Annotated in this window: 11 protein-coding genes, 1 tRNA gene and 1 other RNA gene; 7 read left to right on the forward strand and 6 right to left on the reverse strand. The window is 66.8% G+C overall.

From position 1 onward, the window contains the following. From EV640_RS13735 to rnpB, 3 genes are all read right to left on the reverse strand, one after another. A partial coding sequence (locus tag EV640_RS13735) for a transposase (protein ID WP_208292196.1) occupies positions 1-285 on the reverse strand: 285 nt, incomplete at its 3' end. A gap of 1275 nt (positions 286-1560) precedes the next feature. Further along, on the reverse strand, positions 1561-3060 hold the full coding sequence (locus EV640_RS09435) for a glyceraldehyde-3-phosphate dehydrogenase (RefSeq protein WP_133726342.1): 1500 nt from the start codon (positions 3058-3060) through the stop codon (positions 1561-1563). 177 nt (positions 3061-3237) lie between these two features. Then, an RNA gene (gene rnpB, locus EV640_RS09440) (RNase P RNA component class A) lies at positions 3238-3643 on the reverse strand. Positions 3644-3773: 130 nt separating this feature from the next. On the opposite strand from rnpB, the gene EV640_RS09445 reads away from it, so the two are divergent. Both EV640_RS09445 and ettA read left to right on the forward strand, forming a co-directional pair. Continuing rightward, on the forward strand, positions 3774-4583 hold the full coding sequence (locus EV640_RS09445) for a YaaA family protein (RefSeq protein ID WP_036475364.1): 810 nt from the start codon (positions 3774-3776) through the stop codon (positions 4581-4583). A gap of 78 nt (positions 4584-4661) precedes the next feature. Next, entirely contained in the window at positions 4662-6344 is a 1683-nt protein-coding gene (gene ettA / locus EV640_RS09450; RefSeq protein WP_036475362.1) for an energy-dependent translational throttle protein EttA, read from the forward strand. Between the two features lie 164 nt (positions 6345-6508). On the opposite strand, the gene EV640_RS09455 is transcribed toward ettA, so the two are convergent. Further along, a complete protein-coding gene (locus EV640_RS09455) occupies positions 6509-7021 on the reverse strand; it encodes a single-stranded DNA-binding protein (protein WP_084479548.1) in 513 nt (170 codons plus the stop codon). A gap of 253 nt (positions 7022-7274) precedes the next feature. Here EV640_RS09455 and EV640_RS09460 point away from each other — a divergent pair. The 3 genes from EV640_RS09460 to EV640_RS09470 all read left to right on the forward strand — a co-directional run bounded on the left by EV640_RS09460 (position 7275) and on the right by EV640_RS09470 (position 10165). Next, a tRNA-Arg gene (locus EV640_RS09460) sits at positions 7275-7347 on the forward strand. A 37-nt stretch (positions 7348-7384) separates the two neighbouring features. Beyond that, positions 7385-8806 (forward strand): DUF2079 domain-containing protein, encoded by a 1422-nt coding sequence (locus tag EV640_RS09465; RefSeq protein ID WP_051501141.1) that lies wholly within the window; start codon positions 7385-7387, stop codon positions 8804-8806. 72 nt (positions 8807-8878) lie between these two features. Next, the gene (locus tag EV640_RS09470; RefSeq protein WP_166645903.1) at positions 8879-10165 is read left to right on the forward strand and encodes a glycosyltransferase; all 1287 of its coding nucleotides are present in this window, start codon (positions 8879-8881) and stop codon (positions 10163-10165) included. A gap of 72 nt (positions 10166-10237) precedes the next feature. On the opposite strand, the gene EV640_RS09475 is transcribed toward EV640_RS09470, so the two are convergent. Then, a complete protein-coding gene (locus tag EV640_RS09475; RefSeq protein ID WP_036475358.1) occupies positions 10238-11275 on the reverse strand; it encodes an acyl-CoA thioesterase in 1038 nt (345 codons plus the stop codon). A gap of 92 nt (positions 11276-11367) precedes the next feature. Then, positions 11368-11946, reverse strand: coding sequence for a gluconokinase (locus tag EV640_RS09480; protein WP_051501138.1), 579 nt, complete (start codon positions 11944-11946; stop codon positions 11368-11370). 124 nt (positions 11947-12070) lie between these two features. Between EV640_RS09480 and EV640_RS09485 the strand changes: the two genes are divergently transcribed. Both EV640_RS09485 and EV640_RS09490 read left to right on the forward strand, forming a co-directional pair. Continuing rightward, positions 12071-12769 carry a FadR/GntR family transcriptional regulator gene (locus EV640_RS09485; RefSeq protein ID WP_036475353.1) on the forward strand — a complete coding sequence of 233 codons (699 nt, stop codon included), beginning with the start codon at positions 12071-12073 and terminating at the stop codon, positions 12767-12769. Between the two features lie 5 nt (positions 12770-12774). Further along, positions 12775-13488 carry a DUF8185 domain-containing protein gene (locus EV640_RS09490; protein ID WP_243832290.1) on the forward strand — a complete coding sequence of 238 codons (714 nt, stop codon included), beginning with the start codon at positions 12775-12777 and terminating at the stop codon, positions 13486-13488. Positions 13489-13502 lie beyond the last annotated feature (14 nt).

Consider the following 13502-nt stretch of genomic DNA (forward strand, 5'->3'; position numbering starts at 1 on the left):
TATGTCTACGTGCCATGTCAGTGAATTTCCTCCTGCACCCATTATCGGATGCGAAACCCACACAGTCACTGGACTCCTACCCGGGGACCCAACCACGGCGGCTTCGGTGCGGGTCTGGCCGGGTTTGGCGCCGTCATCGATCTCGGCCCGGCGCAGCCATTTCTGCAGCGTCATGGAGTGGACTCCGAAGTCTTTGGCGATCTGTTCGATCGTGACTCCGGGCTCACGTTTCCTGGCCACGCGGACAACATCGTCGCGGAACTCTGAGGGATAGGGCTTGGGCACTGTGACATCCTTCCAGGCCGCCCGCAGGCAAGCCAGAGTAGATGTCACCTACCGGTGCAGCAGACCCTTGTCAGTCCGACTACTTGAGGAACTATAAACTTGTTTCAGGTGTCGTGTCTGGTGGCATAAACGAACCCGAACGAGTGACATCTGGCGCAATCGCCCTCCGCCTGCTGCTCGAAGGGTATCTGCACCGCAAGTATCCAGAGGTGATCCCGACCGGGATAACGCTAGGAAAGGCAATCTCGGCGATAGAGGAAGCAGCTGGGACGGATTCGCCGTGTGCTGTTATGGCTTCTCGGGTAGAGGATCTCCGAGAGATGAATGATTATGCCAGCCAGTTCCATCACGAGACTCAACCTGATTATGCCGCCGCACAAAGAGCGGACCATCGAGAAATCGCGCGAAGCGGCGAGAGGATCTTGGAGTTCATCCACTCGGCCTAGCGTGGTCCTGAAGTCTTATTTACGAGTGTTGCCGTCCTGCTCGATCGATTGGATGTGACAGGAATCTGGCGGTGCCCTGGGCGCATGGGGCCATGCAGTCTAGCTCTCCGCCGCAACCATGACCTGGAGCTGTGGACTCCTTGCCCAAACGGTATCGCGGTTGATGGCCTGGCGCGGCCTCTGACCCTCAGATGGGAACGGTGTAAACGCAGGGGGAGGTAGCACTGCATGTATTCGCGGTCGATCCGCTCGATAACATGGCTGGCGCCTCAGGTAGACGGTCCTTTCAGGGTAGTTCGCTTGCCACAGAGCAGCGACACAAGAGTACTGCCGCCATGTTCTGTGCCGCGTGGACCCTTCGTGAACTCATCGATGACGGTGGGGCGGGCTGGCTAAGGCTCCCGGTCTTCCTCCGCTTCCGGAGCCCGTCCAAATGCTGTGAATCGAACCCGTTAGCTTTGACAGGCTCATCCCCGTGAGGTTTTCCCAACGCACGGAGTGCCGACATCGCACTGAAGCTAGAACAATCGACCCAACCGAAACGAGGCGCGAGTCCTCTAAGCAGAAGTGGTGGTCGTGAACTTGGTTGCCGGGAGAGCCGCTGAGAAGGCGTGGCCTCCCCCTGGTGCCGAGTGCGTACGAACAAGCTGGACAATGCCTTGAGAGTTTGCTTGCGACGGGGATTCCACGAGCCCACGTTCAGACTGCATGGCAGGTAGGTTCCGGAGGTTCAGGGTGCCCCTCAAGCCAGCGCGACGACGGCAACCCGCCCCAGGAATTGAGGGTCGCCGTCGTCGTGTTGCAGTTCAGTACTAACCGCGTCCGATAATCAGCGAGCCGCCGTGGGGGCGCCGCTGTTCACCGAAGCCTCGCGCGGCTGCACCTTCGGGTACTTCACCGGGGCGCTGCCGGTCATGTGCTCCAGCACCCGGACCACCTGAGCGGAGTAGCCGAACTCGTTGTCGTACCAGACGTAGAGGATTGCCTGCTTGCCGTTCACGATGGTCGCCAGCCCATCCACAATTCCCGCAGCTCGGGTGCCCACGAAATCGGTGGAGACCACCTCCGCGGAATCGATGTAGTCGACCTGCTTGTGCAACGGGCCTTCCAAGGATTCACGCCGCAGGAACTTGTTGAGCTCCTCCTTGGTGGTCTCGCGGTCCAGCTCCAGGTTCAGGATCGCCATCGAGACGTCCGGGGTGGGGACGCGGATGGCGTTCCCGGAGAGCTTCCCGGCCAGCTGGGGGAGCGCCTTGGCCACGGCCTTCGCCGCACCGGTCTCGCTGATCACCATGTTCAGCGCCGCGGACCGGCCGCGGCGTTCCCCGGGGTGGAAGTTGTCGATCAGGTTTTGGTCATTGGTGTAGGAGTGCACCGTCTCCACATGCCCGTGGTCGATCCCGTAGGCCTCGTCCATGAGCTTGGCCACCGGGGTGATCGCGTTGGTGGTGCAGGACGCCGCGGAGATGATTGTGTCCTCGTCGGTGATCTCCTCGTGGTTGACCCCGAACACGATGTTCTTCAGGTCGCCCTTGCCCGGAGCGGTCAGCAGCACCCGGGAGACGCCCTTAGCCTTGAGGTGCTGGCTGAGCCCCTCCTCGTCGCGCCAGCGGCCGGTGTTGTCCACCACCACGGCATTGCTGATCCCGTGGGCGGTGTAGTCCACTTCCGCCGGGTTCGAGGCGTAGATGACCTTGATGAACGTGCCATTGGCGATGATCGCCTGGTTCTCCTGGTCCACCCGGATGGACCCTTCGAAGGGCCCATGGACCGAGTCGCGGCGCAGCAGCGAGGCGCGCTTGGCGAGGTCGTCCTCGGCACCCTGGCGCACCACGATGGCGCGCAGTCGCAGCCCCGAGGCCGAGGAGGCGTTGCCAACGATGATCCGGGCCAGCAGCCGTCCGATGCGGCCGAAGCCGTAGAGCACCACGTCGCGGGGCTCGATCATGCCTTCGCCGCCGCGGCCGATGACCTCGGCCAGCTCCTCACGCAGGAAGCCGTCCATGTCCTCGGAGGCCGCGTAGGCAGAAGCTCTGTAGCGGGAGTTCAGCCGGGCGACGTCGATGCTTGCGGCGCCCAGATCCAGCGTGGTCAGCGCCTGCACCAAGGGCAGGGTCTGGGAGACCGGAAGCTCGGTCTCGTCGACCTGGCGGGCGAAGCGGTGCGCCTTGAGGATCTCGATGGCGGACCGATTGACCAGTCGGCGACCGTAGATCCCGGTGACCACATTGTTCTCACGGTAGAGCTTGCCCAGCAGAGGGATCATGGCCTCGGCCTGGGACTCTCGGTCGATCCAGCTGCGCAGTTGTTCGTCTGCTTCAGTGGTCATTATTGGACGTGTCCTCACTCGTCTAGACGTCATTGTCTACGTGGACCCATCGGGTGTTCGAATCACAAGCGAACACCGCGATGTGTCCGTAGGCGAGTCTAGCCGAAGCCGACTGGCTCGGCGCCGGAGAGCGGAGCGCGTTCACGCGCGCCGTGGAGGGCACGGGGGAGCGGGTGGGGGACGGGTCGGTCGATAAGCCGGGTTCTGTCGCCGCGGTGATTGCTCACCGAGGCGGACCATCATCCATCTGGGCCTCGTGTTGCCACGGACCTCAAGCGATCAACCCGGATGCTCGGGCGGGCAGCCCTCAAACACATCCTGTTCGACCTTGCACCGGATGGGGTTTGCCTAGCCGCCCCAGTCACCTGGGGCGCTGGTGGTCTCTTACACCACCGTTTCACCCTTACCTGCGACGACGAGCGCCGCGGGCGGTCTGTTTTCTGTGGCACTGGCCTGCGGGTCTCCCCGAGTGGGCGTTACCCACCATCCTGCCCTGTGGAGCCCGGACTTTCCTCGGCCCGAGGCAGTTATCCGCCGTCTCCGGCGGGCCTCAGTCTCGAGCCGCGATGGTCTGACCGACCCGTCCCGGCTCACCATGGTACGGGATCTAGTCACCGCCCCCGGCACGACGGTGAGGCCGGGCACACGGCCGGTCCTGAGGCCGCAGGCGCGCGGAGGCGGTCCCTCCCCGGGCGGCTTGCTAGCCTTGCCCGGTGCTGATCTTCCTGCCGCCCTCCGAGGGCAAGACACCCCCGAGCGATCCCAGTGCATCCGCGGTGGATCTGCGCAGCCTGATCCTGCCCGAGCTGGACCAGGCTCGGAGCACCGTGATGGACGCGCTGGTCCAGGTCAGTGCGCAGGAGGACGCGCAGCAGATCCTCAATGTGGGCAAGACCGTGATGCCCGAGGTGCGCGCCAACGCCCACCTCGGCACCGCCCCCACGGCACCCGCGCACGAGATCTACACCGGGGTGCTCTTCGAGGCCCTGGACTCCGCATCCCTGACCCCCGAGCAGCTGAACCGGGCTACTAAGCAGGTGCTGATCTTCTCCGGGCTCTTCGGTGTGACTTCGCTCACCGATCGGATCCCGGCCTACCGCCTCTCCATGGGCGTCAGTCTCAGCGCCCCGGGCACTGGGCAGGGTCCCGGTGCGGCTCCAGCACGTCCCGCACCGGGTCGACTGGGCAGCTTCTGGAAGACCGCCCTGGCCGAGCCGCTGTCCGAACACATCGGTGATCAGCTGGTCGTGGACTGCCGCTCGAGTTCCTACGCCCAAGCCCACCGCTCCGCGCCGGAACAGACCTTGATGGTCAACAGCTTCACCGAGCGCGACGGGCAGCGGAAGGTCGTCACGCACTTCGCCAAGCATGCCCGCGGAATCCTCGCGGGGATGCTGCTGCGCACCGAGGGTGCCGAGCCTGAAACGGTCGAGGACGTCGCCGAGCTGGCCTCCCAGCGATGGCGGGTGGAGCTGCGTCCGGCCACCGCGAGGACTCCGCATCAGCTGGACCTGATCGACTGACCCGCGCAAGCCCGATCAGCCCGGACGGCCCAGCGGGCCATTAGCAGATTCTCTGCCCCGCCGACTAGCCTGGGGACCATGGCAGAGTTTATTTACACCATGATCAGCGCCCGCAAAAAAGTGGGCGACAAGGTCATCCTCGATGACGTCACCATGTCCTTCTACCCCGGTGCCAAGATCGGCGTAGTCGGACCCAACGGTTCGGGCAAGTCCACCATCCTCAAGATCATGGCGGGCCTCGATGAGCCCTCCAATGGCGAGGCACGTCTCTCCCCGGGATACTCCGTGGGCATCCTGATGCAGGAACCCGCGCTCAACGAGGACAAGACCGTGCTCGGCAACGTCCAAGAGGGCGTCGGCGAGATCTACCAGCAGCTGCAGCGGTTCAACCAGATCTCCGAGGAGATGGCCAACCCCGACGCTGACTTCGACGCCCTGATGGCCGAGATGGGCACCCTGCAGGAAGCCATCGACGCCGCCAACGCCTGGGACCTCGACTCCCAGCTGGAGCAGGCCATGGACGCGCTGCGCTGCCCGCCACCCGAGGCGGACGTCAGCGTGCTTTCCGGCGGTGAGCGCCGCCGCGTGGCGCTGTGCAAGCTGCTGCTCTCCAAGCCGGACCTGCTGCTGCTCGATGAGCCCACGAACCACCTCGACGCCGAGTCCGTGCTCTGGCTCGAGCAGCACCTGGCCGCCTACGAGGGCGCCGTGCTGGCCGTGACGCACGATCGCTACTTCCTCGACCACGTCGCCCAGTGGATCTGTGAGGTCGACCGCGGTCGGCTCTACCCCTACGAGGGCAACTACTCCACCTACCTGGAGAAGAAGCAGGCCCGCCTGAAGGTTCAGGGCAAGAAAGACGTCAAGATGGCCAAGCGACTCTCCGACGAGCTGGAGTGGGTGCGCTCCAACGCCAAGGGGCGCCAGACCAAGTCCAAGGCCCGCCTGAACCGCTACGAAGAGATGGCCGCCGAGGCCGAGCGCACCAAGAAGCTCGACATGGACGAGATCCAGATCCCGCCAGGCCCACGCCTGGGCACCCAGGTCATCGAGGCCGAGAACCTTCAGAAGGGCTTCGGCGACCGCCAGCTCATCGAAGGACTCTCCTTCTCGCTGCCGCGCAACGGCATCGTCGGGGTCATCGGTCCCAACGGCGTCGGCAAGTCCACGCTGTTCAAGACCATCGTGGGCATGGAAGAGCTCGACGGCGGCAAGCTCGCTGTGGGCGACTCCGTGAAGCTCTCCTACGTCGACCAGTCACGCGCCGGCATCGATTCGGAGAAGAGCCTCTGGGAGGTCGTCTCCGACGGGCTGGACTTCATCCACGTGGGTGCCGTCGAGATGTCCTCGCGCGCTTACGTCTCGGCCTTCGGCTTCAAGGGTCCGGACCAGCAGAAGAAGGCAGGTGTGCTCTCCGGCGGTGAGCGCAACCGGCTGAACCTGGCCCTGACACTGAAGCAGGGCGGCAACCTGTTGCTGCTCGATGAGCCCACCAACGACCTCGACGTGGAGACCCTCGGTTCCCTGGAGAACGCTCTGCTGGACTTCCCCGGCTGCGCCGTGGTCATCTCGCACGACCGTTGGTTCCTGGACCGCGTGGCCACCCACATCCTGGCCTGGGAGGGCACCGACGAGAAGCCTGCCGACTGGTATTGGTTCGAGGGCAACTTCGAGTCCTACGAGCAGAACAAGGTGGAACGGCTCGGCGCCGATGCGGCCCGTCCGCACCGCGTGACTCACCGCAGGCTCACCCGCGACTGATCCCGCAGCCCAGTCACCGACTGATCTGCTCGATCAACCCGCAGAGGAACCTGCGAGGCTGACTCGGCCCGCCCGCGACACCACTTCGGTGACCGCGGGCGGGCCGAGTCGTGTGCCCGTATTGTCCCTCGCTCGACATGGTCCTTCGCTCGGCGTCGTGCCGGTCAGAAGGGGGCTGCCTCCTTCTCCTCGGCCGGTTCCCGGGCCTCGGCGGTCTCGGTACCCCAGGCAGTCTCCGCGGCGGAGCTGGAAGAGCCGTTGGAGGACTCCGAGTTCGACTCCGTCATGTTGCGCCCGCTGTCTTCCCCGGAGCCTGCGCCACCGAGCCGGGTGAAAGAGCCCGAGCCGAAGGTCAGGTCATAGCCGATGGCCTCGGCGTCGATCTCTACCGAGGTCCCGCGCTGACCCTTCTCGTTCTCCCACTGCCGCACCCGCAGCCGTCCGGTGACCAACACCGGGTCGCCCTTGTGCAGGCTGCTCTTGACGTTCTGGGCCAGCTGACGGAAGGCCGAGACGGTGTACCAGTTGGTCTCCCCGTTGACCCACTGTTCGGTCTTGCGGTCGAAGCGCCGGGGCGTGCAGCCGAGCCGGAAGTTCGAGATCGGCAGCCCTTGGAGCGTGGTGAACTCCTCCACTTCGCCGCCCAGGAATCCGCGGACGGTGATCGTTTCGCTCATTGCTCTCCTCCATCTCTGTCACGGCCGCTCAGGAACGGCACGGTGTGCCTGGCCCCGCCGCAGGCCGTGGCAGTCGGAGACGGGGTCCCACCAGTGTTCGCGGTCAGGCTGCCCGGCAGGGTCATCTTCGGTGGGTGTGGATGACCGGCGCCTCGGCGGCGTGGCGAGGGACGCTGGGGAAAACCGGGGCCGTGAGGAGCAGGTAGACTCTCTGCCTGGACCTGCTCAGGATGCTGAGACTCTGCGTGTCCACGCCTCGGTAGCTCAGGGGATAGAGCAGCGGCCTTCTAATCCGCCGGTCGGGGGTTCGAATCCCCCCCGGGGCACTTGTCCATTTCGCATAGACTCCAGCTGGCCGCCGTCATGACGGCGGCTGCTCTGCTGTATCTCGCGCACTCCCTGCTGCGGTTCCGCAACTTCGAGGCCAAGGGCTACGATCTGGGCATCTTTGATCAGGCGGTGCGCCAGTACTCGCTGTTCAAGGCGCCGATCGTGCCGATCAAGGGCGAGGACTTCCACCTGCTGGGGGATCACTTCCACCCGATCATCGCCGCCTTCGCCCCGCTGTATTGGATCTGGGACGATCCCCGGGTGCTCAACATCGGCATGATCGCTCTGCTGGTCTCCACAGCGATCCCGGTCTACCTGGTGGTGCGCGGTTGGTTCAGCCACCTTCCGGCCCTGCTGGCCGCCGTCGCGCTGCTGCTCTTCTGGCCCTTCCAGGCGCTGGTGAACTGGGACTTCCACGAGATCGCCTTCGGAGTCCCGCTCATCGCCTGGGTGATCTGGGCCATCGAGCGTCGCCGGATGTGGCTCGCCGTGGGGCTCGGCGCGGCGCTGCTGCTGGTGCGTGAGGACATGGGAGTCACCCTCATCGCGCTCAGCCTGGTCCTCGCGATCAAGCGCGCCTGGCTGCCCGCGCTGGTGACCGCCGGCCTCGGTGTCTTCGGCTACTGGTTCGCCGTGGAGCTGGTGATCCCGCACTTCTCCGCAGCCGGGGAGTTCGGCTACTGGGAGTTCACCGCACTGGGACCCAGCGCGGGTGCCGCCATCGTCTTCCTGCTCACCCAGCCGTGGAACGCGGTGGTGATCCTCTTCGATCACCCGACCAAGGTGGGACTCTGGGCGCTGCACTTCCTGCCGCTGCTGCTGCTGCCCTTCGCCTCCCCGTATGTGCTCCTCGGCGCCCCGATCCTGCTCTCGCGGCTGTTCAACGATCGAGCGAACGTCTGGTCGGTGATCTATCAGTACGACGCGATCCTGACCCCGATCTTCCTGCTCGCCGGCTTCGACGTCGCCCGTCGGCTCATCGCGCGCTGGCCGCGGCTCAAACCGCTTGCCGTCGGTCTGCCCGGCACCGTCATCGCGGTCGGTCTGGTCGGCACCTTGGCGTTCCCCGGAGTCTTTCCGCTGCAGCGCACGGTGACCGCGGACAACTGGACCATGGGGGACCGGGCGCTGGCGCATCAGCAGGTCACCGAGGCCGTGCCCGACGACGTCTGCGTGGAGGCCGCGGACACCGCGGTGCCGCACCTGGTGGACCGCACCTCGGTGGGTCTGCACGGCACCACCGACGAGGACGCGCTGACCTGGCTCATCATCGACGACACCGTTCAGGAGCTGGGCGGCTCGAACCCGTTGAGCCCCGCGGAGGCCTTCGAGCGGGCCGAGCGGCTCGGCTTCGAACCGGTCATCGAGGATGCTGAGGGGCTCTGGCTGCTTGAGCGTGCCTCCGCCCCCGAGGGCGACGCCGCGAACGAATGCGCGGAATACCTGCGGCGATGACCGCGCTGTAGCATAAGGACCGAACCACCACACCCCTCAGCCGCGCCGCCGCGCGGCGTCATGGAGAGCCACATGTCCACCGACTGCGTCCCTGCGGGGGTCTGCCGAGCCTCGCAGACCGACCCGGAATCGGCCCGCGTGGTCATGGTGAGCCTGCACACCTCACCCTTGGCGCAGGCCGGAAATCGGGACGCCGGAGGGCTCAACGTCTATGTCAACGCGCTCAGCGCGGCTCTCGCCCAGTCGGGTCTCACCGTGGACATCGTGACCAGCGACGTCGACGCCGAGACCTCCGCCGGCGCGGACAGCGTCACGGTCCTCGATGACGGCCGGCGGATCCACACCCTGGCTGTGGGCGAGCAGGCGCGGGCCGAGAAGTCACTGCTGCCCGAACGGGTCGACATGCTCGCCGCCCGGGCGCTGCGCAGCCTGGAATCGATCGACATGAATCCGGTCACCACGGTGCACTCGCACTATTGGATCTCCGGGCTGGCCGGGATCCAGCTGGCCCGGGCGCTCTCGGCGCCGCTGGTGCACACCATGCACACGATCGCTGCGGTGAAGCAGGAGCTGGACCCGACGGCCTCAGCGAGCCCGCGGCGCAGCCTCGCGGAGGCGGAGATCGCCCGCGCCGCGGATCTGGTGACCGCCAACACCGAGCGCGAGATCGCCGACCTGAAACGGCTCTTCGGCCTCGCCGACGCCTCCATCGCGCTGGTCCGGCCGGGGGTGGACCTGGAGATCTTCCATCCGCCGGCGGGGAGGGACCCGCGCTCCGGCCCGTTGGCCGGGCGCGCGCTGCGCCTGGCCTTCGCCGGGCGGCTCCAGCCGCATAAGGGGCCGCAGGTCGCCGTGGAGGCCCTCGGCGCGCTGCGCCGGATGATGCCCGAGGTGCCGGTGCAGCTCGTGGTCGCCGGCAGCCAGAGCGGAGACGACGTGCTGGACCTCCAATCCCTGGCAGCCCGGGCCGGCGTCGCCGATGCGGTCCAGGCTCTGCCCCCGCTGCCGCATGAGGAGCTGGCAGAGCTCTTCCGAGGCAGCGACGCCGTCCTGGTGCCCTCGTTCAGCGAATCCTTCGGGCTGGTCGCGCTCGAAGCCATGGCCTGCGGCACCCCGGTGATCGCCCACGACGTCGGCGGCCTCTCCTCGCTGATCACCCACCGCCGCAGCGGCCGGCTGATCCCTAGCCTGGACCCTGCGCTGTGGGCCGAGCAGCTGCGCTGGCTGGTGCTGCACCGGCGGGCCTGGAGCCGCTACAGCGCGACCGCGGCCACGCTTGCCCGCTCCTACTCCTGGGAGGCGACGGCGACCGCTACGCTGCAGGCCTACCGCAGCGTGGCGCTGATCACCAGTTGCTGAGCCCGCCCGTCAGGAACCGATCCTCTTCCCGGGTGGCGGAGTCGCGGCGGGCTGGCCTCCAGCCCGCCAGGCTCAGGTCTCCAGGTAGCGCGAGGACCAGGTCTGGGCGTACTTCTTGTTGATCGCCCGAGTGGCGCGGGAGCTGTTCACCAGGGTCTGTTGCATCTTCTCGGAGAGCTTCGGGCGCAGACCTTCCGGGGGCCGCACCATGCCCTCCTGGGCCACCGAGGCGACCAGCGCGCCGTCGCGGCTGTAGATGGACCCCTGCGCCAGGCCGCGGGCGTTCTGCGCGCTCGGGCTCTGCTGGACATAGAGCAGCCACTCGTCGGCGCGGGCCTCGCGGTGCCACCACATGGCGTGGTCGAGTGAGGCGACCTTCATCTCCGGCTTGGCCCAGTAGAGACCGTGCCGGCGCAGCACCGGTTCCAGCAGCGTGTAGTCCGAGGCGTAGAGGATCGCGGCCCGGTGGAGATTGGGATCATCGGGCAGCGCGGCCTTGGTCTTGAGCCACACCGCGCTGGTGGCATGCGGATTCTGGTCGGCCTCGAGGTAGATCGGACGGTCCACATGGCGGATGTCGAACGGGCGTCCATGCGCCCACTCATGCACGATCGGGTGCTTCACGTGTCCCACAAGCTCCTGGGGAGGTGCCAGATCCTCGGGATCCGGGACCCCCTCAGGCATCGTGCGCTGGTGTGCCACTCCGGCCGAAGGCCGCTGGAAGGACGCGATCATGGACAGGATCGGGGTCCCGTCCTGATAGGCCTGGCTGCGGCGAGCAGAGAAGGAGCCGCCGTCACGCAGCCGCTCCACCGAGACCTGGATCGGCTTGCTCGCGTCACCGGGGCGAAGGAAGTAGCCGTGCACCGAATGGATCAGCCGGTCAGGATCCACCGTGGTCATGGCCGCGGTCGCCGCCTGGGCGAGCACCTGCCCGCCGAAGACCCGCCAATAGGCCTGCTTGAACACCGGCCCGAGGAAATGATCCTCGCCGCTGCGTCCGGCGGCCGCCTCGGCATCGCTGGGATCCAGGTGCTTCAGCTGGAGCATGTCCACGAGCTGCTGCACCGACTCGGCGGCGGCGGGCACCTCATAACGGCGATCAGGCATGCGACGTCCTTTCGGGCGTGGACAGGGTCAGGTGCCTCCACTCTAACGGCCCTTCAGCCCGGCTCCGGGGGAGCAGGATCAAGCGTCGAGTGTCACGAGGGATTCTGCTCATCGATGGAGTCGGAGGCGGAGGCATTGCTGCGGAGCCAGGCTCGGGCCGACTCCAGGAGGTTCTCGACCGTGGTGTCATTGGCGAGCACCACGCCGTCCTCTCCCGGCTCGAGGGCTTCCAGGGTGCTCAGCTGAGACTCCAACAGCGCCGGGGGCATGAAATGTCCGCTGCGGTGGGCCAGTCGGGTGTTCAGCCGCGGAATCTCCACATCCACGTGGAGGAACACCACCCGCCCTGCGGCGGTGCGCAGCACATCGCGGTAGCTGCGCCGCAGCGCGGAGCAGGTGATCACGCTGCCGGTCGCCGCCTGGGTGGACATCCAATCGCGCAGGGACTCGAGCCAGGGCCAGCGATCCTCGTCGGTGAGCGGGGTCTGGGCCGCCATCTTCGCGATGTTCTCAGGTGGGTGGAACTCATCTGCTTCAGCCATCGGCAGGCCAAGGTCTGCCGCAAGGGCGGCTGCCAGAGTGGATTTTCCAGAGCCGGAGACGCCCATCACCACGAGGTGACGAGGGGGTGTGGGTTCACCCGGGCTAGGCTGTGCTGGGGGATTCGACATCGAATTCCTTTGTGCTGAGGGCTGGTTCTCGAGCCCCCTGTGACGGGGACCACGTTCCAGCTAAGATAGCACCTTTAAGTTCTAAAGGTGTGATGTTTGGTTCTGCGTCGATGAAGGAGACTCCGTGGCGAACTCTGCCGTGGCCCGGGTGGGCCGTGACGCGATCTCCGAGACCCTCGGACGCGAGATCGTCGATGGGGCGCATCGATCTGGGGCCGTGCTGACCCTGGAGTCGCTGCAACAGCGTTTCGGGGTCTCGCGCACCGTGGCCCGAGACAGCGTCAAGGTCCTGGAGTCCCATGGTCTGCTCTACTCCAAGCGACGCATAGGCCTGGTGGTGACCGCCGCGAAGCACTGGGACGTGATGTCGCCCTCGGTGATCGCCTGGCGCCTGGCCTCAGCCGACGCGCGCGGCGCGTTCATCGAGCTGACCCAGCTGCGCATCGCGGTGGAGACCGAGGCCGCCGCGCTGGCCGCGGCTCGACGGACCGAGGTCCAGGCACATCAGATGCTGGATCTGGCCGCCACCATGCGCCGGCTGGGGGAGTCCGAGCAGCTCACGGAGTTCATCACGGCGGACATCGCCTTTCACCGGCTGATGCTCGAAGCAGGCGGGAACTCGATGTTCGCTGCCCTGGCCGACGTCGTCGCCGAGGTCCTCTCCGGGCGCACCCAGCATGGTCTGATGCCGACCCGACCGATGCCAGAGGCGCTGGACGCCCACGACGGCGTGGCCCGAGCGATCGCGGACCAGGACCCCCGCGAGGCGCGGCGCTACATGGAGGTGCTGGTCGATGAGGTGCGCTCTGCTCTGGAAGAATGAGCCCCATGACTGACTCGCTGCGATTCGCTGAAGCCGTCTCGCTCCAGGACCTCTCCACCTACATCAAGCGCGCCAGGCGGATCCAAGAACAAGGCATCCGGCTCCAGGCCGTGGGCCGGGTGCTTGCCGCCTGGGTGCCGGTGATGACCCCGGGATCGCTGACCAGCCAGCTGCCGGCGGTGCTGGGACTGCGCACCGTCGCCCTGGCCGAGGAGTCCCGGGCCGATGTCACCGCGGAGCTCAGCTCGATCAGTGAGCGCATCGCCCGGATGAACCCGGCGGAGACCGAGCTCTCGCTGCCGCCGAGCCGGCTCAGCGTGCCCTGGGCGGCCGTGACGCCACCTCGCTCGGGCTGGGAGCCGCTGGGAAGTGTGGCCGATGACCAGCTGCGCTCCCAGGCCGCATCAGGCATCGCCCAGATCACCGAAGCCGTGCCGACCACGGCGGGCGCCGCCGTCGTCGAGCAGGTCCGGGAACAGGTCTGGGGCCGGGACCTGGAGACCGATGCCTCAGCAGACGGTGGGCAGGCGGCCCAGGCGCAGCAGCGCAGCGATGCCGCCATCCCGGCGGGCGCGGCCTTCGGCGCCCACGCGCTGAACTTCCTGGCCTCCGAGGGCGCTGGCGGCTCCACCGCGATCCACCGTCGGGGCCGCTGGGTCCGGCTCAGCTCGCAGGGCGGCTACATCCTGTGCCGCAGCACCCGGGAGCCGAGTCTCTGAGCTAAGTGCCTTCA

The sequence above is a fragment of the Nesterenkonia aurantiaca genome (genome assembly GCF_004364585.1).
GTDB classification, from domain to species: domain Bacteria; phylum Actinomycetota; class Actinomycetes; order Actinomycetales; family Micrococcaceae; genus Nesterenkonia; species Nesterenkonia aurantiaca.